The following is a 25,185-nucleotide window of genomic DNA, read 5'->3' as shown; positions in this document are numbered from 1 at the left end:
CCTGTGACGACATCCGGATCGACAGCCGACCCGGCCGAGTTCCGTGCCGCCGTGGAGGCGATGACCGCTGCGCGGGTTCGGCCCGAGATAGAGGTCGGTCCCATCCGCCCGCCGCAGCGCCTCGCTCCGTACAGCCACGCGGTGGGGGCCGAGGTTCTCCACCCGGACTCCGACGTCGTGGCCGAGCAGTCCGAAGGTGACGCTTTCGGCCGCCTGATCCTGTTGTTCGATCCGGACGGCGACGAGGCGTGGAACGGCACCATGCGGTTGGTGGCGTACATCCAGGCCGATCTCGACGAAGCCGTCGCCGCGGATCCACTACTTCCCGAAGTAGCCTGGAGTTGGCTGGTGGACGCTTTGGAGGCCGGACCGGAACCTTTTGTGGCCCTGGGCGGTACGGTCACAGCTACAACTTCCGTGCGGTACGGCGACATCGCCGGGCCTCCGCGAGCCCATCAACTGGAGTTGCGAGCGTCCTGGACTGCAACTTCGTCCGAATTGGCTCACCACGTCGAGGCTTTCTGCGAGGTTCTCGCGTACGCGGCGGGGCTTCCGCCTGCCGGGATAACCACGCTGTCGCGGCAGAACGACTGACTCTTTCACTCGTTTGAGCATTCCCCCGGAAAAATACTAGAACCTGTTCTAGAATGAGTCATGCAACGTCTCAGCGGACTCGACGCGACCTTCCTCTACTTGGAAACACCGACCCAGCTATTGCACGTTTGTGGACTTGTCCTGCTCGACCCCACGACCATCCCGGGCGGCTACGACTACCGGAAGCTGCTTCGCGAGTTGGACTCGCGAATGGCCACCATGCCGACCTTCCGGCGCAAACTCAAAGATTCCCGTCTCAATCTCGACTACCCCGTGTGGGTCGACGATCACGATTTCGACATCGAGCGGCACTGCCATCGGACCGCGGTACCTGCTCCCGGCACACACGCGGAACTGGCAGAGCTCGCCGGACACATCGCGAGCCAACCGCTGGATCGTTCCCGACCGCTGTGGGAGATGTGGGTCATCGAGGGACTTGCCGACGGACAGATCGCCGTCATGTCGAAGATCCATCACAGCGCTGCCGACGGTGTCACCGGCGCGAACATCCTGGCTCAGCTGTGCAGTCTCGAACCGGATTCACCGGCGCTCGTGGATCCCACAGCACAGGGTGCGGGCGACGCGGGAACGCTGGACATCGCGATCGGCGGACTCATGGCCGTCATCGCCCGGCCCGCAAGAATTGCCCGTCTGGTCCCGGGCGGAATCGCCATGCTCCCGAAGTGGGTGACGCGTGCGCGAAAGGGTGAAGCGATGCCTGCTCCGTTCACCGCGCCGCGGACCTCGTTCAACGGCGCGATCACCGGTCACCGCAACGTCGCGTTCAGCCAACTCGATCTCGCGAAGGTCAAAGCCGTCAAGGACCGTCACGGCGTCAAGGTCAACGACGTGGTTCTCGCGCTCTGCGCCGGGGCACTGCGTAAGTATCTGGAGGACCGGGACGAACTGCCGGAGGACTCCCTCGTCGCCATGGTGCCGGTGTCGGTCCACGGCAAATCCGATCGTCCGGGCACGAACCAGATCTCGGGCATGTTCACGCAACTCGGCACCCAGATCGCCGATCCGGTCGAACGCCTGCACGCGATCAGCGATTACAACGCCACCTCGAAGAACCACAACGAGGCTCTGGGCGCGAACATGCTCCAGGACTGGTCGCAGTTCGCTTCGCCGGCGGTGTTCGGCGCCGCCATGCGCGTGTACTCGTCGCTCAAACTCGCCGAGCGTCACCCCGTCGTGTCCAACCTGGTCGTGTCGAATGTGCCTGGACCGCCGGTCCCGCTCTACTTCCTCGGTGCCCAGATCAAGGGAATGTTCCCGCTCGGCCCGATCTTTCACGGAGCAGGTCTCAACGTGACGGTGATGTCTCTCGACGGAAAACTCGACGTCGGCATCGTCAGTTGCTCCGATCTGGCACCCGAATTGGACCAGCTCGCGCAAGGTTTCGGAGCCGCACTCGACGAACTGTTCGACGCTGAGGTGACAACCCCGGCCCCGACTGCGACGTAGAGTCAGTGACCATGTCCGAAGTCACCGATGATGCAACCGAGCCCACCTCCGACGTAGTTCCGCTGCTCGTTCCGCGTGACGGAGTTCCGGACGTCATCACCACTGCCGCCGGTGTCGCCGACGCCGCGGCCGCGCTGGCCTCCGGCCACGGCCCGCTCGCCGTGGACGCCGAGCGCGCATCCGGATTCCGCTATTCGGCACGGGCGTACCTGATCCAGCTTCGCCGCGAAGGAGCAGGATCGTTCCTTCTCGACCCGATTCCGACAGCGCAAGACCTGCAGCCGTTGGCCGAGGTGATCAACCCGTTGCAATGGGTGCTGCACTCTGCCGATCAGGATCTCCCCGGCCTCGCCGAACTGGGCCTGACGCCGGCCGAGCTGTTCGACACCGAACTGGCCGGACGACTGGCCGGGTTCGAGCGAGTCGGACTCGCCGCGATCGTGGAACGAACCCTGCGAGTGGAACTTCGCAAGGGTCACGGGGCTGCGGACTGGTCGACACGTCCGCTGCCGGACGCCTGGTTGAACTACGCCGCCCTCGACGTCGAAGTGCTTCTCGAACTGCGCGACGCAATGGAAGCCGAACTCGAATCCCAAGGCAAACTCGATTGGGCGAAGGAAGAGTTCGAGTACATCCGTCTGGCCGGCCCGCCCAAGCCCAAACCGGACCGCTGGCGTCGTACGTCGCACATCACCTCACTCAAGACCACCCGTCAGTTGGCGGCGGTACGGGCGCTGTGGCAGGCGCGCGAGGATCTCGCACGCAAGCGCGACGTGTCTCCGAGTCGGGTTCTTCCTGACTCCGCGATCATCGATGCCGCTCTCAAAGATCCTCGGTCGCTGGATGCGCTCCGCTCGCTTCCCGTCTTCGGCGGACCACGTCAACGCCGGTATTCGCGTATTTGGATGGACGCACTGGAAGCCGCGCGCAGGCTCCCCGACAGCGAGCTTCCGCCGAAAACCCCGCCCATCGTCGGGCCGCCCGCTGCCGGCCGCTGGGCCCGCCAGGATCCAGCGGCGGCTGATCGGTTGACCGCGGCGCGCGCAGCACTGTCGGACCTGAGCAAAGAGGTTTCGGTGCCCGTGGAGAATCTGCTCCAACCCGACCTGGTCAGGCGCCTGTGCTGGGACTGGAAACTGGAACCGGACTCGGACATCGCCGAAGTCGAGAGTGCGATCGAGACCAAGCTCACTTCCGGTGGCGCACGTGGCTGGCAACGCACTTTGACCGTTCCCGTCCTCGCCGAGGCACTGGACTCCGTGGTCCCGGCCGAGCCCGAAGTGGAAGAGCCGGAATCCTGACCTGACCCCGGTGTGAGGTTGGAGCAATTCGGCACGTTAAGTTACCGGTCAGTAATGGGCAGTAGTACGCTCGATACGAGGCCGGACGCCTGGCCGTGATCGCCGAACCAACGTCTCACCGCCCTTCGGTGCGGTGGGCAGCTCCATCAGGAGGAATTCGCGTGGCTCCATCCACAAACAACCAACGCAACGTCGTCTTCGTCGACGGCATTCGCACCCCGTTCGGCAAGGCCGGCCCGAAAGGCATGTACGCCGACACGCGCGCAGACGATCTCGTCGTCAAGGCGATTCGTGAGCTTCTTCGCCGCAACCCGCAGCTCGATCCCGCACGGATCGACGAAGTTGCCGTCGCAGCCACCACGCAGACCGGTGACCAGGGCCTGACCATCGGCCGCACCGCTGCGATCCTCGCCGGTCTCCCCGAAACCGTTCCCGGATTCGCCATCGACCGCATGTGTGCCGGCGCGATGACCGCCGTCACCACCACCGCGTCGGGCATCGGCTTCGGCCAGTACGACGTCGTGATCGCCGGTGGCGTCGAGCACATGGGTCACCACCCGATGGGTGAGGGCGCAGACCCCAACCCGCGTTTCCTCGCCGACCGCCTGGTCGACCCGAGCGCCCTCGTGATGGGTAACACCGCCGAGAACCTGCACGACCGGTTCCCGACCATCACCAAGGACCGCACGGACGCCTACGCCGTCAACAGCCAGAACAAGTACGACGCTGCCAAGAAGGCCGGCTTCATCGCCGACACCCTGGTCCCCGTCGCCACCCGCAGTTCCGCGGGCTGGGGTCTGGCCACCGAAGACGAGCCGCCGCGCCCCGGAACCACCGTCGAAGATCTCGCGAAGCTCAAGACGCCGTTCCGCCCGGCCGGACGCATCACCGCCGGTAACGCAGCCGGACTCAACGACGGTGCCACCGCAGCACTGCTCGCCGGTGAGGACACCGCAGCCGAGCTCGGCCTGCCGGTCGGCATGCGCATGGTGGGCTTCGCCTACCAGGGCGTCGACCCCGCCGTCATGGGCATCGGCCCGGTTCCCGCCACCGAGAAGCTGCTGGCACGCACCGGCCTCAAGATCGAGGACATCGGACTCTTCGAGATCAACGAGGCGTTCGCCGTTCAGGTCCTCGCGTTCCTCGAGCACTACGGAATCGCCGACGACGACCCGCGCGTCAACCAGTGGGGCGGCGCCATCGCGTGTGGCCACCCCCTCGCTTCCTCGGGCGTTCGCCTGATGACGCAGCTCTCCCGCCAGTTCGCGACACGCCCCGACGTGCGCTACGGCTTGACCACCATGTGCATCGGCCTCGGCATGGGCGGCACCGTCATCTGGGAGAACCCGAACCACGCTGACTACCAGGCAGGAGTCAACTAAATGTCTGATATTGCAACAGCATTCGCCGACGAGGTCGTGACGAACGCCTACACGAAGATCATCTCGGTCCCCGGCATCGAGGGCCCGTTTGCACTGATCACCCTCGACAACGGCTTCGACCACACCAAGCCGTCGTCCTTCGGTCCCGGCGGACTCGCAGCATTCGACGCCGCCCTCGACGAAGCCTTTGCCGCCAACCCGGTTGCCATCGCCGTCACCGGCAAGCCGTTCATCTTCGCCGCCGGCGCGGACCTCAAGGGTGTTCCCGCGATCACCTCTCGTGAGCAGGGACTCGAGCTGGGCCGCTTGGGCCACAAGGTGTTCCGACGCCTGCGTGAGTCGTCCGTTCCCACGTTCGCCTTCATCAACGGTGTCGCTCTGGGCGGCGGCCTCGAGGTCGGACTGCACAGCCACTACCGCACGGTTGCCGCCAATGCGGGCGCACTGGGTCTTCCGGAAGCATTCCTCGGTCTGGTCCCCGGTTGGGGCGGAACGCAGTTGCTCCCCAACCTCGTCGGCCCGTCGAACGCCGTCACCGTGGTTATCGAGAACTCGCTGAACCAGAACAAGGTGCTCTCCCCCAAGAAGGCACTCGAACTCGGCGTCGTCGACGTCGTTCTCGATTCCGCCGACTTCATCGAGCAGTCCCTCGCCTGGGCGTCGCAGGTCCTCGCCGGCACAGTGTCCCCCGCTCGCCCCGAGATCGATCGTGGCCAGGGCTGGGACGACGCGATTGCTCGTGCGAAGGCGATCGTCGACGGCAAGACCAAGGGCAACGCTCCCGGCGCCGTCAAGGCCGTCGAGTTGCTCGAACTGGCTCGCAGCACCGACATCACCGATGCCGCCTCGCTCGACAAGGGCTTCGCGGCCGAGGACGAGGCTCTTGCCGATCTTCTGCTGACGGACGAGCTCCGGGCTGGTCTGTACGCCTTCGATCTGGTGAACAAGCGCGCCAAGCGTCCCGCCGGAGCACCCGACCGCTCGCTCGCTCGTAAGGTCAGCGGCGTCGGCATCGTCGGCGCCGGCCTCATGGCCAGCCAGCTCGCGCTGCTCTTCGTCCGCCAGCTCAAGGTGCCGGTCATCCTGACCGACATCGACCAGGAACGCATCGACAAGGGTGTCGGCTACGTCCACACCGAGATCGAGAAGCTCCAGGGCAAGGGGCGCATGTCCCCCGACGCTGCGAACCGCCTCAAGGCGCTCGTCTCCGGTTCCCTCGACAAGGCCGCGTTCGCCAAGACCGACTTCGTCATCGAAGCCGTCTTCGAGAACATGGACGTCAAGAAGAAGGTCTTCGCGGAACTCGAGCAGTTCATTGCTCCCGAAACCATCCTCGCCACCAACACCTCTTCGCTCTCCATCACGGAAATGGCGTCCGGCCTCGAGCATCCCGAGCGTGTGGTCGGCTTCCACTTCTTCAACCCGGTGGCCGTTCTTCCCCTCCTCGAGATCATCAAGGGCAGCAAGACCGATGATGCCACTCTCGCAACGGCTTTCGCCACCGCGAAGTCGCTGAAGAAGTCCGCCGTCCTCTGCGGCGACAAGGCCGGCTTCGTCTTCAACCGCCTCGTCACCCGCACCTTGGGTGAGGTCATGTCCGCCGTCGACGAAGGCACCCCCTTCGACGTCGCAGACAATGCCATCGCCGAACTCGGCATGCCCATGTCGCCGTTCACCTTGCTGGCCCTCGTCGGACCCGCAGTGGCACTGCACACCGGTGAGACCCTGCAGGAGTCGTACCCGGACCGGTTCAAGAGCTCACCCGGACTCGAAGCACTCGTCGAGGCCCGCAAGCCCGGCGTGTGGACCTGGGGCGAGAACGGTCAGGCCGTCGACCCCGAGGTCGCCGCACTGTGGCCGCAGGGTGACAAGGTGTCAACTTCGGAAGAGGTCCTCGAGCGCACACGTCGTGCATTTGCCGAGGAAATTCAGATCATGCTCGACGAGGGCGTCGTAGCGGCAGCCGAGGACATCGACCTCTGCCTGCTGCTCGGCGGCGGATTCGGATTCTGGAACGGCGGCATCACGCCGTACCTGGACCGGACCGGTACCTCCGAGGCCGTCAACGGCAAGCGCTTCCTCGCGCCCGGTGTTGCCAGCGTCTGAGTCAGTCGATCGACCCGTCACGGACGGCGTGCCCTCGGGTGCGCCGTCCGTGACGTTCTGCAGGCTCAGAAGAGTGTTCCCACATCGTCTTTCACGATGTTCTCGAGCGCGCGCTCCGCGACGGCGGCGATGGTCATCGACGGATTGCACGCAGCGGAGTTCCCCGGCAGCAGAGCGCCGTCGAGCACGTACAACCCCCGCTGGCCCAGAACCCGCCCATCAAGATCGCACACCGAGTTCATGCAGGCACCGCCTAGGGGATGCCAGGTGGACGGCAGTAACGCGTTGGTGTCGGTGAGCAGTCCTCCTGCCGCGATCTGCTGGGCCGCAGGTCCGATGTGGCCTTGCTGGATCGCCGAATCCCCGTCCTTCGGCCAACGGAGCACCGCCTCACCCCGCGCCGAGTCGTACACGAACCGACCTCGGTCGCCGCTCACAACGAATCCGACCATCACCGTGCTGTGAGCGTCGAACGCAACGGGCGGGAACGACGCCTGAATGACGGTGAACGCATTATGCGGGTCGTCCCAGTTCCGGCTGCCGTAGACGACCGGCCCGCCCTGCGTCGCACCGAAGTTCTCGGCGAGATCCGACCAGATGTAGATCCGATCGGCATTGGTCCCCCACCCTGCGCCGAGCTCGTCCGGCAGATCCGTGATCCGCCCCGTCGCCGCGGCGCGGACCAGGAGTTTGGTGGTGTTCATGCTGCCTGCAGCCATCACGAGCGCATCCGTCGTCAAGATCTTGTTCTCGAGAATCTTGCCGGAAATGTCGGTCCGGTCCACGTACACGCGCCACCGTCCGTCGGCGGCCCGCTCGACATCGGTGACCTGGTGCAGAGTCTCCACATTCACCAATCCGGTCGCTTCCGCAGCCGCAATGTAGGTGACATCCACCGAATGCTTGCCACCGTTGTTGACACCGAGCGCGCCGTCACCGTTGGTGTAAGACGGCTTCATCTCACCCCTCAGTTCGGCCAACGCGAAGTTCCAGTCGATCGGCATCGGAATCTTCGACACGGGTAGACCGGAACGCGTTGCGTTACGCGCGAATACACGTGCCGCCTCGTAGTTCGGGCTGGAAATCAGTTCGTCTGGTGCAGTTTCCACTTGCAGCATCCGCGCCACCCGCGGGTAATGGACGCGGCCCATTCGTGCGTAATCGAGCTCCTCCGGAAAGTGCGTGTTGAAGACCGCTTCTTCCGGTTGCAGCGTCATCCCTTGGTACACAAGCGATCCGCCGCCCACACCGGCTGCGCAGATCGCGGTCATGTTCTCACCGGTCACCGTCTCCAACAAACCCGCGTATGGCTCGAAGATCGCCGGCCTGCCGAACAGAGTCGGGTTGGACTGATGCCAGAGGATGCGCTTGTCCGGGCTGGCGGGGTGCGGGAAAGTTTCGGCATTCGGCCCGGTCTGCCACCGAATCCCTCTCTCCAGCAAAGTGACCGGAACCCCCGCCTCGGCCAGGCGAAGTGCCGTCACCCCGCCGCCGAACCCCGATCCGATAACCACGACACGGTGCACTTCACGTGTCAGCGGAATCCCTGTTGCAGCCCTGGCAGTGCGTGGCGCCATCATCGCGACTCCCACGGCGGCCGTACCGGCCAAGAACGATCTACGTTTCACTCCGGACATGACTGGTGCTCCCTCGAAGAATGTCGCCAGAGAATTCCGGGCACGCCAAAACTAGACACTCTGACGCTCGAGTGTCAAGGTTTTGGCGGAGCAGGCAAGGAACTACGAGGTCGACCGGATTGCGGGCCCGAGCCACCTCGAGAGAAAGGCCCGCAAGGAGTCGTCGGAATGTACGAGGTCACTGTCGAATGCAACAACCGAAAGCCCCAGTCGCACGGCAATTTCCACTATCTCATCCAACTCCGCCTCGGTGGCGAGGCCACGTTCGACCATAGGGGTGAGCATCTGACCAGCGAAAGGTATTGCTCGACTCATCATTTCGAGATCGAAGACAGGGTTTCCCCGCTCGGCGAGGAGCAGAGTCGCGAGCACCGGGTGAGCACGCACGGCAGTTCGCGCGGCAACGATGAATTCGACGACGTAATCACACGCCGTGTCGACCGACTCCACCTGTGCCGTGATCTCCCCGAGAACCTCGACAGCGAGACCGCCCATCGCCTGGGAGACGACCTCCTCACGTGTGCCGAAAATCGAGTACACCGTCTGGCGCGAGACACCGGCCGCGGTGGCAACTGCGGCAATGTTCACAGCCTCGAATCCGCCACCTTCGATCAGTCCGAGGGCGGCGCCGAGAATCTTCTGCTGTGATCGCACGAGGAAAGTATTGCCCACCGAAACGGTGCACTGAGAAACGCGGTCCAGATCCGACTCCCACCTGCATAAACGGCACAATCGGTTTCGTTTGGCTGCCGAAATTCAGTAGGTTAGGCTGCCCTTCATGAAAACTTCTGTTCGGGGCTTCACTGCCCTCGGTGCGGCTGCAATCGCGGTCACCGCACTTGTCTCGTGCTCCTCGGATTCAGGCACATCCACGCCATCCCAAGGTACGGGCGGATTCCCCGTCAGCATCGAGAACACCTTCGGCACCACGACCATCGACTCGAAGCCCGAGCGCCTCGTCACCCTCGGATGGAACGCGCAGGACATCCTGTACGCACTCGATCTGACTCCGGTCGGACAGCCCAAGTACACCTACGGTGCGGACGACAACGGCGTCATGCCCTGGGCGCAGGACTACTTCGACGCGGACAAGACAACGCTCTTCGACATGCCGGCCAGCGGAGAACCGCCGATCGAGTCCATCACGTCGTTGACCCCCGACGTCATCCTCGCGCCGTACGAGGGCTTCGAGGAATCCGTCTACAACCAACTGAGCAAGATCGCACCGACGGCCGCCTACCCCGGCGCGGCCTGGCAGACATCCTGGCAGGACCAGACCCGCATCGTCGGCAAGGCAGTCGGCAAGAGCGAAGAGGCCGACAAGCTCGTCGACGGCCTCGACGCGACTCTCGCCGATACCGCCACAGCCCACCCGGAGTTCGCCGGAAAGACATTGGCAGTGGTCAACTTCGACACCGATTCGAGCAACATCAACGTCTATCTGCCCACTGATCCGCGGGTCCAGGTGCTGACCGAACTCGGGTTCGTCAACGCACCGGGCGTCGAGAAGCTAGCCGCGGACAATGCAGGTGGATCGTTCTTCAAGACGATCTCCTACGAGAACATCGCCGACATCGACGCCGATGTGATCGTCGGCTTCACCGACGGCTCCGGTGATCCGTCCGGCATACCCGCAGTCGGTGGACTCGGCGCGGTCAAGCGTGGATCCACCGCATTCCTCAGCGACACCCGGGTCATCGGCGGACTGAGCAACGTCAACGTCCTGAGCACGCCGTGGGTCCTCGGCCAGATCACACCGACGTTGAGCGAAGCCGCAAAGCGCGCCTCCGCCTAGAAACGAGATTTTCCCGACAACCCTCTCCGGCGTGATCCGTATCGAACGGCTCGCCGGAGAGGCGGGTGACCCGGAAATTCATGGCGAAGGATCTCGAAGACATTGCAGCAAAAGCCGAGCGCCGCTCGGGCGAGTAAAGCGCCCTCACCTGCACTTACCATATTGTTTGCATACTAACTGCAATCAATACGACATTACTGTGTCAAGCTGATTCGCTGCGGGAATGGACTCAGCTGGGTAACGGCGCGTGAGTCCCCGCCAAATCTGCCCCGGTGGGCGTAGCGTGCAGAGTGCTCGCGGATGGATCGGCGCATCGGGGTGTCGACCGTAGGGCCTTTGAGGGGGCAGGAATGGCATTCAGCGGAACCGCCTCCGGCGGAGGATCAGGCGCTACTCGCGCCGACGTCGGACATGCAGTGCTCTTCGCCGGCGCCGCCGCGCTCGGCGGTTTTCTGTTCGGATACGACACCGCCGTCATCAACGGGGCGGTCGGTGCGATCCGAGACAAGTACGACATCGGCGCCTCGGGCACCGGGCTCACGGTCTCACTGACTCTGCTCGGCGCAGCACTCGGCGCCTGGATCGCAGGCACACTCGCCGACCGACTCGGCCGCATCCGCGTCATGCAGATAGCCGCGGTGTTGTTCATCATCGGCGCCGTAGGCTCCGCAATTCCGTTCAGCGTCTACGACCTCACGTTCTGGCGCGTGGTCGGCGGCCTGGCAGTGGGTTTCGCGTCAGTCATCGCCCCGGCCTACATCGCGGAGATCTCCCCCGCCGCGATTCGCGGACGTCTCGGCTCTATGTACCAACTGGCGATCGTTCTCGGAATCGCCGTGTCGCAGTTGGTCAATTACGCCCTCCAGGCCGCGGCCGGTGGTGATCGCAATCAGATCGCAGGCCTCGAAGCCTGGCAGTGGATGCTGATGCTCGAGGCGGTTCCCGCAGTCCTGTACCTGATCACGACAACCACGATTCCCGAATCTCCACGGTTCCTCGTGGCGCAGGGCAAGGACGATCGTGCTCGCAAGATCATCTCCGATCTCGAAGGTGGAGATCACGACGCCGTCACCGAACGCATGAACGAGATCCGCGAATCTCTGACGGAGAAGCAAGCCAAGACCACAGTCCGCCAACTCTTCTCGAAGCGGCTCGGGGTCTCCCATCTGGTGTGGGTCGGTATTGCACTCGCCGCATTGCAGCAGTTCGTCGGTATCAACGTGATCTTCTACTACTCGAGCACCCTCTGGCAGGCGGTCGGATTCGGCGCCGACCGATCCCTGCTGATCAGCGTCGTGAGCGCCTTGGTCAACATCGTCGGTACATTTGTCGCCATCGCCGTCATCGACCGGGTCGGTCGAAAGCCGCTGTTGTTGGTCGGTTCCGCCGGTATGGCCATCTCACTGGGCACCGCGGCGTTCTGTTTCCATTCGGCAACAGTGACCAAGAACGAGATCGGCGAATCTGTGGCCACACTGACCGGAGCGAACGCGACTATCGCACTTATCGGTGCGAACGCATTCGTATTCTTCTTCGCTCTGTCCTGGGGCCCGGTGGTCTGGGTTTTGATCTCCGAGATGTTCCCCAACCGCGTGCGTGCTGCAGCAGTAGGAATTGCGACCGCCACCAACTGGGTCGCGAACTTCCTGGTCTCCTGGACGTTCCCGGCACTGGCCGATTGGAATCTGTCGTACACCTACGCCGGCTACGCCGTCATGGCAGTGTTGTCGCTGTTCGTCGTCCTGAGGTTCGTGAAGGAAACGCGAGGCAGCACACTCGAATCCGTCCAGTAGCGAGCTCTCACGATTTCACCGAAAGCGGTGGCCCTCGGATTGATCCGTGGGCCACCGCTTTTCGAGATCGTAGTGAAGATTATCGTGAGACGAGCTGTCAGCCTTGCGCGACTTCACCTTGAGCCGACGCCGAGGACGCGTCTTCCTGGACGTGGACGCCGACGCTACCCATCCCCGCCACCCAGCCGGTGATCTTGCGGGAGAGGTCCTGAGCCGTGAGTCCGAGTTCCTTGTGGATGGCCTCGCGGCTGGCGTGATCGAGGAACTGCTGGGGAACGCCCATGTCGCGGCACGACGTGTGCACTCCGGCTGCCCGCATCGCGGCCGAGACCGTCGAACCGATGCCGCCGTGCAGACCACCGTCTTCGATGGTGACCACGAGGGCGTACTTGTCCGCCATCTTCACCAGGGAATCCGCGACCGGCAGAACCCACCGCGGATCGACGACGGCAACCGAGATGCCCTGCTTGTCGAGCCGCTCGGCAATCTCGAGTGCCAGGGATGCAAACGGGCCCACCGCGACGAGGAGCACGTCGCCGCGCTCACCCTCGCTGGACTTGAGAACGTCGACCATTCCGTCGAGTCGCTTCACGGCCGGAATCGCTTCGGGTACAGCGCCCTTCGGGAAACGAACGACGGTTGGGCCGTCGTCGACGAGAAGCGCCTCGTCCAGTTCTTCCCGCAGCGTGTCGGCGTCACGCGGTGCCGCGACGCGGATCCCCGGGATGATTCCGAGCAGCGAAAGATCCCAGACGCCGTTGTGGCTGGCGCCGTCGACTCCGGTGACCCCGGCGCGGTCGAGCACGACTGTCACCGGTTGCTTGAGCAGAGCGACGTCCATCAACAACTGGTCGAAAGCCCGATTGAGGAAGGTCGAGTAGATAGCAACGACGGGGTGAAGTCCGCCAAGTGCAAGACCGGCGGCCGAGGTCATCGCATGCTGCTCGGCGATACCGACGTCGAAGATCCGATCGGGGAACTTCTCACCGAAGGCCGCGAGGCCGGTGGGCCCGGCCATCGCCGCGGTGATGGCGACGATGTCCTCACGACGCGAAGCCTGCTCGATCAACGCGGCCGAGAAGACCGACGTCCAGTCCGGCGCGGACGACTTGGTGCCGCGACCGGTGACGGGATCGATGACACCGGTGGCATGCATCTGGTCGGCCACGTCGTTCTCGGCGTGTGCGTAACCGTTGCCCTTTCGAGTGACGGCATGCACGATGACCGGTCCGCCGTAGGCCTTCGCCCGGCGCAATGCCGATTCCATGGCGGCTTCGTCGTGTCCGTCCACCGGTCCGAGGTATTTGATACCGAGATCGGTGAACATGACCTGAGGGCTGACCGCGTCTTTGAGACCCGCCTTCATTCCGTGCAGGACGGAGTACGCGGTGCGCCCCACCCAGGGCAGTCTCTTGACCATGCGTCGGCCACTGTCGAGGGCGCGCTCGTAACTCGGTGCGGTTCGCAGTGCCGAAAGATGGTCGGCGAGTCCGCCGATGGTCGGTGCGTAGGAGCGGCCGTTGTCGTTGACGACGATCACCACCGAACGGTCCTTGCCTGCCGCGATGTTGTTGAGAGCTTCCCAACACATTCCGCCGGTCAGCGCACCGTCACCGACGACGGCAACTACGTGGCGATTCTGACCCGTCAGCGCGAAGGCCTTCGCGAGGCCGTCGGCATAGGACAGCGCGGCGGAAGCGTGAGAGGACTCGACCCAGTCGTGTTCGCTCTCGGCGCGGCACGGATACCCGGACAGTCCGCCCTGCTTACGCAGAGTGTCGAACTGATCCTGACGACCGGTGAGGATCTTGTGTACGTAGGCCTGATGGCCCGTGTCGAAGATGATCGCGTCCTGCGGCGAGTCGAAAATTCGGTGCAGTGCGAGGGTCAACTCCACGACGCCCAAGTTGGGCCCGAGGTGACCACCGGTCGCAGCGACCTTCAGCACGAGGAACTCACGAATCTCGTCGGCCAACTCCGTCATCTCGGCGTGGCTCAACTGACGTAGATCGTCAGGACCCTGAATGCGGGCAAGAACACCCAACGAGATCGCTCCCTCCGTGCTTCACAGCTGCACCGGTGCGCGCCGCGGCTGTCTTCGCGACAGTGCTGCCAGTCTACGGAGCGTTCCGGCGAACCGACACGCGGACTCGGCCCGATTCCGGTGTGACTTCGCGTAACAGCGAAATCCCGCGGATCGCTCGTGATCGCAATCACAGACAAATGGGATCCGTCGCGATCGACTCGGCAACTCTTCTTCCACAAAACGACCGCCATGTCAGCTTAAGGTCGACGTATGGGAACTGTGGTCGACGACCTGATAACGCGAGTGTTCGACGAAGTCCGATCACTCGACGAAGGCGAGTTGGCCGACTACATCCCCGAACTCGCGGCGGTCGCCCCCGATTCGTTCGGAATCTGCATCGCCACCGTAGACGGTTACGTCTACGAGATCGGTGACTCGCGAATCCCGTTCACCATTCAGTCGATCTCGAAGCCCTTCACCTACGCCTTGGCTCTCGCCGATCGAGGAAGCGAGGCGGTTGCCGCGAAAATCGACGTCGAACCATCCGGCGAGCCGTTCAACGAAATCAGCCTCGACCCGCTCACCGAACGGCCACGAAACCCCATGATCAATGCCGGGGCGATCACCGCTGCATCACTGGTTGCCGGACCGAATCCCGAGGCCCGCTTCGAGCGCATCCGCTCGGCGTACTCGCGATACGCAGGCCGCGAGCTGACCTTCAACGAAGCCGTCTACACCTCCGAGGCCCGCACCGGTCACCGCAACCGTGCGATCGGCCACATGCTGCGATCCTTCGACGTCATCACCGGCAATCCCGACGAGGCCGTCGACCTGTACTTCCGTCAGTGTTCGATCGACGTGACCTGCCGCGACCTGAGTCTGATGGCTGCGACGATGGCGAACAACGGCGTCAATCCGCTCACCCACGAGCGTGCGCTGGCACCCGCAGGCGTCGAACAGGTCCTCAGTGTCATGGCAACCTGCGGGATGTACGACGGCGCCGGCAAGTGGCTGGTAGAGGTCGGATTGCCGGCCAAGAGCGGTGTCGGCGGCGGAGTGCTGGCGGTTCTGCCGGGCCAGATCGGGATCGCCGTGTACTCCCCCAGGCTCGACGTTCACGGCAACAGTGTTCGCGGAGTTGCGTCTGCCCGGGCACTGTCGAAGGAACTCGAACTGCACTTCCTCCACGTGACGCGGGCGTCACGCTCGTCGATCCGGGCCAGATACAGCGTCATCGAAGCACCGTCGCGAGTACGACGCACCCCGACCGAACAAGCCGTGCTCGACGACGTCGGCAAGCGCAGCCGGGTCTACGAACTGCACGGCGATCTCCTCTTCACCGGTGCCGAATCGGCGGTCCGCGAAATCGGCTCGGTGGACGAGGGCCTCGAAGTTGTCGTCATCGACGTCCGCCGCGTCGACGACGCCAGCGACGTCGCAGTACGCATGATCACCGCGCTGCAGGTTCAACTGGCCGAGCAGGCTTGTGCTGTGGCCGTCGTCGATCCGCAAGGACTGCTGGGACAACGAAGTTCGAGCATCGACCCCGCCAGACGAAGTGGTCGGGTTTTTGCCGATCTCGATTCCGCCATGCAGTGGTGCGAAGACACGCTGCTTGCGGTGCATTGTGAGGCCGATCGGCAGGCGTCGACGATCTCGATCGAGGACCACCCAGTTCTCGATGCTCTGTCCGCGGCGCAGATCGAGGGATTCTCCGCAGAACTGGAGACGCGAACCTATGCCCGCGGCGAGAAGATCGCCCGCCGAGGCGAAGCGGCCTCGGGGTTCTATCTGATTCTCAGCGGCCAGGTCAGCACCATGTTCACCGACGCGCACGGGGTCGAGCACCGCATCACGACGCTCTCCGCCGGAATGACGTTCGGCGAGATGACGATGTTCCTCGACACTCCGTTCCTCAACGACATCCGCGCCGATTCCACGGTCACCGTGGCCGTCCTGACTCCGGAGCGATATGCAGAACTGACCGCGCAGGCACCCGAGTTGAAACTTGCGCTTCTCGAACGACTGGCGGCGGGCGCCTACGAGCAATTGGACCTGATGTTGCGGAGTGTCATATCCGCCGGACGAATCGGATAGGAACCACACGTGCCCACCACCGCCTTCACCTCGGAGCCGTCCACTGTCACGGTGACCGGAACCGCCACTGCAACAGCTGTTCCCGACATCGTGCGATTGACGATCGGAGTATCGGTGACACAGACGGCCGTTTCCGACGCGTTCGACGCCGTCGCGCGTCTGTCCACTGCCCTGACCGAGACCCTGCACGCGCGCGGTGTGCGCGGAGCGGACCTCACCACCGCCGGGCTGAGCGTCCATCCGCAGACTCACTGGAGCGACGGAGGCCGCCAGGAGACAACAGGATTCACGGCATCGACAACTTTCCGAGTCGTACTGCGAGAGCTGGAGCCGGAAGCGGCGAACTCCCCCGCTGCCGTCATCGCGGCATGTGTATCGGTGGGTGGCGACGCGATTCGGCTCGACGGACTGGAGTTCGATCTCGACGACCGCAGCGATCTGGCGACAAGAGCACGCGAATTGGCCTGGACGGCAGCCGAATCGAAGGCCAGACAGTTCGCAGACCTGGCAGACAAAGATCTGGTCGAAGTCCTCGAGGTGCTCGAGGACTTCGACCAGATCGTGCCGATGCGCGGACGTGTCGCGGCGATGAAAGCGGATTCGGCCCCGATAGCCGTCGAACGCGGAGAGATCGAAGAATCGATCTCGGTCCGCGTTCGATGGGCTATGGCGTGACAACAGTAATTCAGAAGACGCGGCCGGCAGTAGACCAGCCGGGCTTGCGGATCAGCGAGTGAGGTTCTTCTCCTCGTTCTTCTCTTCGCGTTCTTCTTCGAACTTCTGCTCGGCGTCGGGGGTTGCCATGTCGATGGTGGTGCGCAACGGACGGTTCGGGATGAAGATGACCGACACGAGCGTGACCACGGCGACGACGGCTGCGACCAGGAAGATCCGTCCTGTTGCGTCGCCGTAGGCGAACCGAACGATCTGCGAGACGAAGTCAGGCATATTGCTCAGGTCGAGGCCGTCCTGGAGGCTCTTTCCAGCTACTGCCTGCTGCTCGGGCGGCAAGGTGGAGACCGAATCGACTGTCAGTGTCTTGACGCGGGTCGCAAGAATCGAACCGAGCACCGACACGCCGATCGCGCCGCCGAAGGTGCGGAAGAACGCCACGATACTGCTGGCCGCGCCGATGTTCTCGACGCTGACCGTGTTCTGCACGGCGAGAACGATGTTCTGCATCAGCATGCCGGTACCGAGACCCACGATGGCGATGAAGATTCCGATTGTCCACAGGCTGGTTGCGTGGTCGATCGTCGACAGCAGCCCGAAACCGACCAGCAGCAGAACTGCGCCGGCGACGATGAAGGGCTTCCACTGACCGAACTTGGTGATCAGCTGGCCCGAGCCGACCGAGGCGACGAGCATGCCTGCGACCATCGGAATGGTGAGCAATCCGGCTTCGGTGGGATCGAATCCGCGTGCGGTCTGGAAGTACTGCGTCAGGAACGTCGTCGCGCCGAAGAGGCCGACACCAACTGCGATCGAGGCGATGATCGCGAGAGCCGTTGTGCGCTCGGTGATGATCTTGATCGGCAGGATCGGATCCTTGACCTTGGATTCGACGAACATCGTCAGGCCGAGCAGGGCCAGACCACCGATGACGAAGAAGGCCGACTCCTTCGAGAACCAGGCGTAGTAGTCGTCCTGACCGGCAAACGAAACCCAGATCAGCAGGACGCTGACACCGGCGGTGAGCAAGGTGGCGCCCATCCAGTCGATGGAGACGTTGTCCTTCTTCACGGTCTCGACGTGCAGTGTGCGCTGAAGCAGGAACAATGCGATGACTGCCAGCGGAACACATACGTAGAAGCACCAGCGCCAGCCGGCAGTGTCCACGAGGACGCCGCCGAGGATCGGTCCACCGGACATCGAGACGGCCATGGCCGCACCCATGTATCCGGAGTAGCGACCGCGATCTCGCGGCGGGATGATCGTGCCGATGATGGCTACGACGAGAGCGGTCAGACCGCCCATACCGATGCCCTGGATGACACGCGCACCGAGCAGCAACGGAACGTTGTGCGCCGCGCCGGCGATGACCGAGCCGATCACGAAGATGACGATCGCGGTCTGGACCAGGACCTTCTTGTTGTAGAGGTCGGCAAGCTTGCCCCAGATCGGCGTCGACGCCGCGGTGGCGAGCAACGCTGTCGTGATGATCCAGGCGTACTGCGTCTGAGTTCCGTGCAGTTCACCGATGATCGTGGGAAGCGCTGTGGAAACGATGGTGCTACTGAGCAGCGCGGTGAACAGCGCTGCGATGAGTCCGGTGAGTGCTTCGAGAATTTCGCGGTGAGTCATCGCGCCCGCTTCGCGAGCCGATCCGTCACCTCCGGTACTTGCCCGGGTTTCTCCTACTGTTGCTGCCATGTGCCTTATCTCCCAATACTTTCTACGCCCGTGTGCGGAACTGCCGGTGAGGCCTGCCGATTCGATGCGCCGAACGTCTCGTTGAGACGTTGCAGCGATGTCACTGCGGCCATGGCCTCTTCCTGGCTCCAGTCTTCGAGCATGTTGCGCAAACGCGCCGCACGCCGCTGCGTGGTTCTCCGTAAAACGTCGTGTCCCTCTTCCGATACTCGGATGCGGAACGCCCGCTTGTCAGCCGGATCGGGATTTCTCTCGACATACCCAGCGTCGACCAGATCCGACATTTGTCGGCTGAGCGACGACTGACTGACACACAGATCGACGGCCAATTCGTTCTGTCGGCACTCCCCACGCGCCGCCAGCATGAACAACACACTGACCAGCGCAGGCGGCAGCAGGCTGTCTGCACCGGTGGTGACCGCGGCTCGCAGCGATCTGCCGAACATGAAGATCGTGTCGACGAGCGCTTGGGCCGTCTCCGGCTGTACCGACATTGCCTACCCCTGAATTCGAGTGGCCCGAACGAGCCGTGACTTGAAAACGGAAAACTACTTGCAGAACGAAACTATACGATTAGTTGCGTAATGCAAGCAACTGTTGTGAACGCGAGAAGCGTCACACCGTTTCAGGGAAAGATTTCGGGACGTCTCAGCGTTCGAGGAGCGCGATGCACTCCATGTGGTGAGTCTGGGGGAACGCGTCGAACGCCCGGAGGCCACCGATTCTGAAGCCCTGCTCCAGGTAGAGGCCGATATCGCGACCGAACGACGCCGGGTCGCACCCGATGTGGACTATCCGCTCAGCGCCCGTTGAGGCGAGAGCTTCCACGACCGGACGGCCGGCCCCCGCACGTGGCGGGTCGAGCACGACGACAGCAGGCGAACGCTCCAGATCCGCGATGATGTTCTCGACGCGGGCGCTGTGGAAGCGCACCTGACCGAGATCGGACAGCGCTGCCTGCCCGTCCGCGACTGCACGCGCCGAAGATTCGACGGACTCCACCACGCCGGACGGCCCGACAAGCTCGGCGAGCACAGCTGCGAACACGCCGACACCGCCGTAGAGATCCCAGGCCGTGTCCGCGGTAGCGGCTCCGGCCCACTCCCCGACCACCTGTGAGTACGCGGCCGCAGCGCCGCGATGGGCCTGCCAGAAACCGGTCGCGGCCAGCGCCCATTCTCGACTGCCGACGCGCTCGGTCACTGTGTCCGATCCGATGGCAACTCGGGTCTTTCGCGGGCCGCCGCTTGCCGCTCGGCGTGCCATCGCGCCGCGTCGCCCGGGCGTCCGCCGTCCCGTCTTGGACACCGCGGGTGCCGCGATTTCCACGACGTGCCGCTCGCCCGCAGCGTCGAGAACGACCTGCAGCTCGCTACCTGGCGCCCACTGCGCACCGCCGAGACCGTCGTACGCGCTCTGATCGATCTGGGTGCACCGCAGGTCTGTGACGATCCGGTTGCTGCGGTACGCGTGGTATCCGGCGACACCGTGCCCGTCCACCGCCAACCGGACTCGCGTGCGCCAACCCGTTCCGCCTCCGGTTCCGGGCAGTTCCTCTACCTCGACGTCCGATTCGACACGAGCCAGTCGCAGAAGCTGCTCCCGCACGACCGAGGTCTTCATCTCACGTTGGACGCTCAGATCCGCATGCGAGTAGTCGCAGCAGCCCGCCCCGCCCGGGCCGGAGATCGGGCATGTCGGATCGATCCGATGCGGAGAAGCGTCGAGAACGGTGATCGCGTCGGCGCGGCAAAACGATCCGCCCTTGTCCTCGGTCACCCGGACCAGCGCACGCTCCCCCGGCAAACCGTGACGGACGAACACGACCCGCCCCTCGTGCCGGGCGACGACGAACCCGCCGTGACCGGGGTTGCCCAGATCGACCTCGAAGGTCTGTCCGGTCCAATTCTCACTCAACGAACTACGCCTGCCATTTCGATGTTGCCGATCATTTTTCGCCGGTGATCATTTCTCGCCGGTGTCGTAACCGCGACGCGTGGCACCTGCGGTCTTCTCGATGTCGAGCGGCTTCGCCTTTGCCGACGAACTCAGCTGCCACGGAACGCTGGTCACCATCACCCCGGGCTGGAAAAGCAGACGACTCTTCAGACGAAGCGCGCTCTGATTGTGCAGGATCTGCTCCCACCAGTGTCCGACGACGTACTCGGGAATGAAGACGGTGACGACGTCACGCGGAGCATCGCGTCGTACACGCTTGACGTAATCGAGAATCGGCTTGGTGATTTCGCGGTACGGCGACTCGATCACCTTGAGCGGAACCGTCACGTCGCTCTTCTCCCACTCACGCACGAGTGCACGGGTGTCCGGCTCGTCGACGTTGACCGTGATGGCTTCGAGGGTGTCCGGTCGCGTGGCTCGCGCGTAGGCGAGAGCTCGCATCGTCGGCATGTGCAACTTCGAGACGAGCACGATCGAGTGCGTGCGGCTGGGCAGTACGCCGTCCCACTCCTGCTCCTCGAGCTCGGCTGCGACGCTGTCGTAGTGCTTGCGGATCATCTTCATCACGATGAAGATCGCGACCATCGCGACGATGGCGATCCATGCGCCGGCAGCGAACTTGGTGATCAGAACGATGATCAAGACGGTGGCGGTCATTGCCAGACCGATCGAATTGATCACTCGCGAGCGCTGCATACGGGCCCGTTGCGCCTTGTCGGTCTCGGACTTCAGATGCCGAGTCCAGTGCTTGATCATGCCCGTCTGGCTGAGCACGAACGAGACGAAGACGCCGACGATGTACAACTGGATGAGCTTGGTGACCTCGGCGCCGAACACCACGACGAATGCGATGGCAGCACCGGAGAGGAAGAGGATTCCGTTGCTGAATGCCAGTCGGTCGCCGCGCGTGTGCAGCTGACGCGGTAGGTACCGATCCTGCGCCAGGATCGATCCGAGTACCGGAAATCCGTTGAACGCGGTGTTCGCGGCCAGAACCAGGATCAGTGCCGTGACGATCGCCATGAAGAAGAAACCGATCGGGAAACCACTGAACACGGCTTCGGCGATCTGCGCGATCAAGGTCTTCTGATGGTAGCCCTCCGGCGCTCCGACCAGCTGTTCCTGCGGATTGTGTGCGTAGACGATGCCGATCTTCTGAGCCAGGATGATGATGCCCATCAGCAGGACGATGGCGATCGACCCGAGCAGCAGCAAGGTCGTGGCAGCGTTGCGCGACTTCGGCTTCTGGAACGCCGGTACGCCGTTGCTGATGGCCTCGACGCCGGTCAGTGCGGCACAGCCCGAGGAGAATGCGCGGGCGATCAGGAACGCGAAGGCAATTCCGTACAGATGCGAATCCTCGGCGTTGAGCGTGAACGACGACGATTCCGCGTGCACATCCTCACCGAGGACGTAGATCCGGAAGAATCCCCACCCGAGCATCAGGAACATGCCGACGATGAATGCGTAGGTCGGAATTGCGAACGCGGTCCCCGATTCACGGATACCGCGAAGGTTGACCGCGGTCAGCAACACGATCGCCGCAACCGCGAACAACACCTTGTGCTGCGCGACGAACGGCAGAGCCGAGCCGATGTTCGACGCCGCCGACGAGATCGACACGGCGACCGTCAGCACGTAGTCGACCATCAGCGCACTACCGACGGTCAGACCGGCGGTCGGGCCGAGGTTGACCGTCGCGACCTCGTAGTCGCCGCCACCGGAGGGGTATGCGTGGACGTTCTGGCGGTAGCTCGCCACCACCACAGCCATGACGATGGCGACGGACAATCCGATCCAGGGTGTGTACGCATACGCGGAAATACCCGCGACGGAGAGAACCAGGAAGATTTCTTCGGGGGCATACGCGACGGACGACATCGCGTCGGACGCGAAGACCGGTAGTGCAATTCGCTTGGGTAGCAGCGTGTGCCCGAGTTTGTCGCTTCGGAACGGCCGACCGAGCAGGAGCCGCTTGGTAGCGGTCGAGAGCTTAGACACGTGCAAAGCGTAAGCCGTCTCGCCCGATTCGGAGTCATCAGAGCCCCAACTTCACCTTTTGTCGTGACAACCGGCACGCGAGCGACCGTTGTACTTGCTCTTCCCGTGAGGGGCTGTACCGTTCGATTCGGCGTGCAATCGCGCCATGAGGGTCCATGAACGGAGTAGGGCGTGTATGTCGTCATCATGGGGTGCGGTCGAGTGGGTTCTTCCCTCGCCGCGTCTCTGACCAGGATCGGACATGAGGTCGCCGTCATCGACCGCGATCAGAGTGCGTTTCTGCGTCTCGATCTCGACTTCCCGGGAACCAAGGTTCTGGGAATGGGGTTCGACCGTGACGTGCTGGTCCGGGCGGGAATCGAGCGGGCCGACGCCTTTGCCGCGGTGTCCTCGGGAGACAATTCCAACATCATCGCAGCGCGAGTCGCACGCGAGACTTTCGGCGTCGAACGCGTCGTCGCACGTATTTACGACGCCAAGCGTGCCGCCGTTTACGAGCGACTCGGCATTCCCACGGTCGCCACCGTGCCGTGGTCGACGGATCGTTTCCTGCACACGTTGACCAAGGAAAGTCAGACTGCGAAGTGGCGCGATCCTTCGGGCACTGTCGCCATCACCGAACTTGCCCTGCACGAGGATTGGGCGGGCAAGCCGATCGCGCTCCTCGAAGGCGCGACCAGTTCGAGAGTCGCCTTCATCATCCGCTTCGGGACCGGCATTCTCCCCGACCGCAAGACTGTCATCCAGGCCGACGATCAGGTCTACATCGCCGCCGTGTCGGGAACCGTCGCCGAAGCTGTCGCACTGGCCGGCAACCCGCCGCCGAGCGACGACTGAGGGAGGCCGCAGATGACTGATCCGTACGCCGCCCCCCACAACAAGACTGCGACTGTGTTGCACTACAACGTGATTGGAAGTTCTCGATGAAGGTCGCCATCGCCGGAGCCGGCGCCGTAGGCCGTTCCATTGCGCGAGAGCTGATTCGAAGCTCACATGACGTCATGCTGATCGAACGCAAACTCGATCACATCGAACCGGAGTCGGTGCCCGAGGCGAAGTGGGTGCACGCGGACGCCTGCGAACTCAGCAGACTCGAGGACGCGTCGATGGAGTCGTACGAGGTCGTGATTGCCGCGACCGGAGACGACAAGGCAAACCTGGTCCTCAGTCTGCTCGCGAAAACCGAGTTCGGTGTTCGCCGAGTTGTCGCCCGCGTCAACGATCCCCGCAACGAGTGGCTCTTCGACGAGTCCTGGGGCGTGGACGTCGCCGTCTCGACACCGCGGATGCTCGCTTCGCTCGTCGAAGAGGCCGTCTCGGTCGGTGACCTGGTCAAACTGATGACACTGCGGCAGGGACAGGCCAACCTCGTCGAGATCACGTTGCCCGACAACACACCTCTTGCCGGAAAAGCCGTCAAGAAACTCGAACTTCCGCGAGACTGCGCACTGGTCACCATCCTGCGTGGCGGACGCGTGATCGTCCCGCAGATGGACGATCCCATCGAAGGCGGGGACGAACTGCTCTTCGTTGCGGCCGTCGACGCCGAGGATCAGTTGCGCGTTGCACTCCGCCTGGAGAATTGACCGACGAACACACTGACGACGAAAGGGAATCACATGGCACAAGCGCCCGAAAACACCGTAGTCACCGACAATCCGGCCCAGAGCCGGTACGAGATCCATGCCGACGGCGACCTCGCTGGGATCGAGGACTACACCACCTCCGGTGACGTCGTCTCGTTCAACCACACCGAGATCTACCCCGCCTTCGAAGGTTTCGGATTGGCCGGGGTTCTCGTCCGCCAGGCTCTGGACGACCTACGAGCACGCGGCCTCAAGGTTCACCCGGTGTGCCCGTACGTCGTGAAGTTCCTCGACAAGCACCCCGAGTACCAGGACCTGATCAGCTGAGATCTCGGTCTTCGCGCGGCTTCGTCAGATTCACCGAGCCCACCTCTTCGGACCCTGCGTCCGTGGCGGTGGGCTCGCTGCTTTCGGGCTCCACAACCGGTTCAGGCTCGACGATGCGATCGGCCTTACGCACAGCCCAGACCGTCACGAGCAGCACCAAACCGGTCAACGGCCAACCCATGCCGATACGCGCGACTGCGAGCCATCCGGTGTGGTCGGTGTCGTAGAGCTGTGACTGAACGAGATACCGCGCACCGAAGACCAACGCCCACGCTGCCGTCGCGACGTCGTAGAGCCGGACGGCGGAGCTGTGCTTGCGCCAGAGATTGCCGTGCCCGTTGAGATAGCCCCAGATGATTCCGACGAGGGGCCAGCGTACGAGGATCGAAATCAGGAAGACCGCACCGTAGGCGAGGCTCGTGTAGATACCGAAGAGGAAATATCCTTTGGCGTCGCCGGTGCGGTAGGCGATGAATGCGGAAACTCCGACTCCGAGAAAACCGGAAATAGCGGGTTGGAGGGAATCCTTGCGGAAGAGGCGCCAGGCCGCGATAGCGACAGCGACGCCCAATGCGGCCCAGATTGCCGCGGTGAGATTCCAGATGCTGTTGACCGGGACAAAAATCAGAATCGGCAAAGACGAATAGATCAGACCACTCAGCCCGCCGAGTTGGTCGATTACCGATCGCTGTTGTGTTTCAGTCACCTGTCGAGGGTGCCACAGTCACCGAGTTGCACGGT

Annotated in this window: 20 protein-coding genes; 12 read left to right on the top strand and 8 right to left on the bottom strand. The window is 63.5% G+C overall.

Annotation, left to right across the window (positions count from 1 at the left end; genetic code table 11):
• The first annotated feature begins 3 nt into the window (after positions 1 to 3).
• From M0639_RS13390 to M0639_RS13370, 5 genes are all read left to right on the top strand, one after another.
• Positions 4 to 594, top strand: coding sequence for a DUF3000 domain-containing protein (locus tag M0639_RS13390; protein WP_003942604.1), 591 nt, complete (start codon positions 4 to 6; stop codon positions 592 to 594).
• 60 nt (positions 595 to 654) lie between these two features.
• Positions 655 to 2,061 (top strand): WS/DGAT/MGAT family O-acyltransferase, encoded by a 1,407-nt coding sequence (locus tag M0639_RS13385; RefSeq protein ID WP_003942594.1) that lies wholly within the window; start codon positions 655 to 657, stop codon positions 2,059 to 2,061.
• A gap of 11 nt (positions 2,062 to 2,072) precedes the next feature.
• Entirely contained in the window at positions 2,073 to 3,362 is a 1,290-nt protein-coding gene (locus M0639_RS13380) for an HRDC domain-containing protein (RefSeq protein ID WP_064075376.1), read from the top strand.
• A 161-nt stretch (positions 3,363 to 3,523) separates the two neighbouring features.
• Positions 3,524 to 4,744: a thiolase family protein gene (locus M0639_RS13375; protein ID WP_003942598.1), complete on the top strand. Its 1,221-nt coding sequence runs from the start codon at positions 3,524 to 3,526 to the stop codon at positions 4,742 to 4,744.
• Positions 4,745 to 6,850 carry a 3-hydroxyacyl-CoA dehydrogenase NAD-binding domain-containing protein gene (locus tag M0639_RS13370; RefSeq protein ID WP_058038719.1) on the top strand — a complete coding sequence of 702 codons (2,106 nt, stop codon included), beginning with the start codon at positions 4,745 to 4,747 and terminating at the stop codon, positions 6,848 to 6,850.
• Between the two features lie 65 nt (positions 6,851 to 6,915).
• Here M0639_RS13370 and M0639_RS13365 read toward each other — a convergent pair whose 3' ends face one another.
• Positions 6,916 to 8,487: a GMC oxidoreductase gene (locus M0639_RS13365; RefSeq protein ID WP_082893290.1), complete on the bottom strand. Its 1,572-nt coding sequence runs from the start codon at positions 8,485 to 8,487 to the stop codon at positions 6,916 to 6,918.
• Between the two features lie 102 nt (positions 8,488 to 8,589).
• A complete protein-coding gene (locus M0639_RS13360; protein ID WP_003942617.1) occupies positions 8,590 to 9,141 on the bottom strand; it encodes a TetR/AcrR family transcriptional regulator in 552 nt (183 codons plus the stop codon).
• A 124-nt stretch (positions 9,142 to 9,265) separates the two neighbouring features.
• On the opposite strand from M0639_RS13360, the gene M0639_RS13355 reads away from it, so the two are divergent.
• Entirely contained in the window at positions 9,266 to 10,282 is a 1,017-nt protein-coding gene (locus M0639_RS13355) for an iron-siderophore ABC transporter substrate-binding protein (protein ID WP_064075377.1), read from the top strand.
• A gap of 350 nt (positions 10,283 to 10,632) precedes the next feature.
• A complete protein-coding gene (locus tag M0639_RS13350) occupies positions 10,633 to 12,075 on the top strand; it encodes a sugar porter family MFS transporter (RefSeq protein ID WP_064075378.1) in 1,443 nt (480 codons plus the stop codon).
• Between the two features lie 97 nt (positions 12,076 to 12,172).
• On the opposite strand, the gene dxs is transcribed toward M0639_RS13350, so the two are convergent.
• Positions 12,173 to 14,119, bottom strand: a complete 1,947-nt coding sequence (gene dxs, locus M0639_RS13345) for a 1-deoxy-D-xylulose-5-phosphate synthase (protein WP_007732868.1) — start codon at positions 14,117 to 14,119, stop codon at positions 12,173 to 12,175.
• A 252-nt stretch (positions 14,120 to 14,371) separates the two neighbouring features.
• Between dxs and glsA the strand changes: the two genes are divergently transcribed.
• Positions 14,372 to 16,198, top strand: a complete 1,827-nt coding sequence (gene glsA / locus M0639_RS13340) for a glutaminase A (RefSeq protein WP_054188510.1) — start codon at positions 14,372 to 14,374, stop codon at positions 16,196 to 16,198.
• Positions 16,199 to 16,207: 9 nt separating this feature from the next.
• The gene (locus M0639_RS13335; protein WP_050656624.1) at positions 16,208 to 16,873 is read left to right on the top strand and encodes an SIMPL domain-containing protein; all 666 of its coding nucleotides are present in this window, start codon (positions 16,208 to 16,210) and stop codon (positions 16,871 to 16,873) included.
• Positions 16,874 to 16,924: 51 nt separating this feature from the next.
• Here M0639_RS13335 and M0639_RS13330 read toward each other — a convergent pair whose 3' ends face one another.
• The 4 genes from M0639_RS13330 to M0639_RS13315 form a co-directional block, all read right to left on the bottom strand.
• Positions 16,925 to 18,571: an MDR family MFS transporter gene (locus M0639_RS13330; RefSeq protein WP_007732863.1), complete on the bottom strand. Its 1,647-nt coding sequence runs from the start codon at positions 18,569 to 18,571 to the stop codon at positions 16,925 to 16,927.
• A gap of 5 nt (positions 18,572 to 18,576) precedes the next feature.
• Complete coding sequence (locus M0639_RS13325) at positions 18,577 to 19,065, bottom strand: MarR family winged helix-turn-helix transcriptional regulator (protein WP_003942624.1); 489 nt, start codon at positions 19,063 to 19,065, stop codon at positions 18,577 to 18,579.
• Between the two features lie 154 nt (positions 19,066 to 19,219).
• Positions 19,220 to 20,488: a class I SAM-dependent RNA methyltransferase gene (locus M0639_RS13320; protein ID WP_050656625.1), complete on the bottom strand. Its 1,269-nt coding sequence runs from the start codon at positions 20,486 to 20,488 to the stop codon at positions 19,220 to 19,222.
• A gap of 48 nt (positions 20,489 to 20,536) precedes the next feature.
• Positions 20,537 to 22,531 carry an APC family permease gene (locus tag M0639_RS13315; protein ID WP_064075379.1) on the bottom strand — a complete coding sequence of 665 codons (1,995 nt, stop codon included), beginning with the start codon at positions 22,529 to 22,531 and terminating at the stop codon, positions 20,537 to 20,539.
• A 171-nt stretch (positions 22,532 to 22,702) separates the two neighbouring features.
• Between M0639_RS13315 and M0639_RS13310 the strand changes: the two genes are divergently transcribed.
• From M0639_RS13310 to M0639_RS13300, 3 genes are all read left to right on the top strand, one after another.
• Positions 22,703 to 23,368, top strand: a complete 666-nt coding sequence (locus M0639_RS13310; protein ID WP_003942587.1) for a potassium channel family protein — start codon at positions 22,703 to 22,705, stop codon at positions 23,366 to 23,368.
• Positions 23,369 to 23,454: 86 nt separating this feature from the next.
• Positions 23,455 to 24,117, top strand: coding sequence for a potassium channel family protein (locus M0639_RS13305; RefSeq protein ID WP_003942632.1), 663 nt, complete (start codon positions 23,455 to 23,457; stop codon positions 24,115 to 24,117).
• A 33-nt stretch (positions 24,118 to 24,150) separates the two neighbouring features.
• Positions 24,151 to 24,444: a GNAT family N-acetyltransferase gene (locus tag M0639_RS13300; RefSeq protein ID WP_003942641.1), complete on the top strand. Its 294-nt coding sequence runs from the start codon at positions 24,151 to 24,153 to the stop codon at positions 24,442 to 24,444.
• Here the strand turns inward: M0639_RS13300 and M0639_RS13295 are convergent.
• Complete coding sequence (locus tag M0639_RS13295; RefSeq protein ID WP_003942611.1) at positions 24,437 to 25,150, bottom strand: DUF3159 domain-containing protein; 714 nt, start codon at positions 25,148 to 25,150, stop codon at positions 24,437 to 24,439. The two genes, M0639_RS13300 and M0639_RS13295, sit on opposite strands and share 8 nt — an antisense overlap.
• Positions 25,151 to 25,185: the final 35 nt, after the last annotated feature.

Source organism: Rhodococcus qingshengii JCM 15477 (genome assembly GCF_023221595.1).
Classification (GTDB): domain Bacteria; phylum Actinomycetota; class Actinomycetes; order Mycobacteriales; family Mycobacteriaceae; genus Rhodococcus_F; species Rhodococcus_F qingshengii.
This window is presented reverse-complemented; position numbering and strand designations above follow the sequence as displayed.